The sequence below is a fragment of the Mycolicibacter longobardus genome, assembly GCF_002102265.1.
GTDB classification, from domain to species: Bacteria; Actinomycetota; Actinomycetes; order Mycobacteriales; family Mycobacteriaceae; genus Mycobacterium; species Mycobacterium longobardum.
Map to the genome: position 1 here is coordinate 1 of NZ_LQPG01000048.1, position 1,145 is coordinate 1,145.

General features: G+C 65.3%; 1 protein-coding gene. It reads left to right on the forward strand.

Going from position 1 to position 1,145, the window contains the following annotated elements; all coding sequences use genetic code 11:
• Positions 1–24: 24 nt before the first annotated feature.
• The coding region (locus AWC16_RS20550; RefSeq protein ID WP_085266573.1) for an HNH endonuclease signature motif containing protein at positions 25–1,145 on the forward strand (1,121 nt) is incomplete at its 3' end.

The window sequence follows — 1,145 nt, forward strand, 5'->3', positions numbered from 1 at the left end:
GTGGAAGCTGCTACAATCGAACGTATGTTCGAACAGTTGTCGAGGGTTCCGTCTGCGGAGTCGATCGCGCGACTCAGTGAGCGCTTTGAGCGGCGTTATCCGTCGACAACGCCGGAGTCGGCTGCGTTGGTGGATCGGATTTGTGTCTCGGCGCGGGCGGAGAATCGGGCTGCGGCGGCGCAGTTGGTGGCGATCGGGGAGTTGTTTGCGCTGCGTTTGAGCCGCTGTGGTGAGACCGAGGAGTGGGCGGTCGATACCGAGGCGGCGGTGGCTGCTGAGGTGGCGGCGGCGTTGCGGATCAGTCAGGGGCTGGCGGCTAGTCGGCTGCGGTATGCCCGGGCGATGCGTGAGCAGTTGCCGCAGGTGGCGCAGGTGTTTGCGGCCGGTGACATCGATATCCGGTTGTTTCAGACCATTGTGTATCGCGTTGATCTGATTACCGACCGGGAGGTGTTGGCGGCGGTCGATGCTGAGTTGGCGGTCAAGGTTGGGCGCTGGCCGTCGATGACGAGGAGCCGGTTGGCCGGAAAGATCGACAAGATCGTGGCGAACGTCGATGTGGATGCGGTGCGGCGGCGCAAAGAGCGGCAGGCCGAACGCGAGATCGTGATTCAGGATTTTGTGGAGGGCGGCGTCTCGGAGATCCGCGGCAGTATGTTCACTGTTGATGCGCGCGCCTTGGAGAAGTCGTTGGATGCCTTGGCGGCCACGGTGTGTGAACATGATCCGCGTAGTCGCGACGAGCGGCGTGCTGATGCGATGGGTGCGTTGGCGGCGCGGGCGGATCGGTTGGGTTGCCGCTGCGGGCGGCGCGATTGTGCTGCGGGCGGTCGCCCGGCTGCGACGCCGGTCGTCATTCATGTCATTGCTGAGCAGGCCACCGTCGACGGGACCGGTGAGCAGCCGGGCTCGCTGGTGGAGGCCGATGGGCTGATCCCGCCGGAACTGATCGCCGAGCTTGCCAAGTCGGCCCGGTTGGTGTCGTTGGTGCATCCTGCTGACGCGCCGCCTGAGCCGGGCTACGTGCCCTCGAAGGCGTTGGCTGACTTTGTGCGGTGCCGGGATCTGACCTGTCGCTGGCCGGGTTGTGACCGCCCGGCGGTTGACTGCGACATCGACCACACGATTCCCCGTGGCGATGGTGG